1 pseudogene is annotated in these 218 nt (G+C 34.4%); it reads right to left on the reverse strand.

The annotated features are described in order from the left end of the window. Positions 1 to 218, reverse strand: a pseudogene (locus Q1A47_RS20780) (IS5/IS1182 family transposase); the annotation flags it as partial.

Genomic DNA, 218 nt, shown 5'->3' on the forward strand with positions numbered 1-218 from the left:
GAACGGAGTTGTTTGCGATCTTTTGCTTTTTCACTTTCCTCGATTTCTTGATCGTATTTCTTCACTTTTTCATCTAGTTTTTTTACTACTTCATTGAGTTCTTCCGTTGAAATTTCATCAGAACTTTCTCTTTCTATTTCGGGGATAATTTCTTTTTCCAGTAGCTCCGCATACATTTGATTCGACTTCTCTACTAAATCGGAGCTGTATTTTTCAAT

The organism is uncultured Virgibacillus sp. (assembly GCF_947495635.1).
GTDB classification, from domain to species: Bacteria; Bacillota; Bacilli; order Bacillales; family Amphibacillaceae; genus Virgibacillus; species Virgibacillus salarius.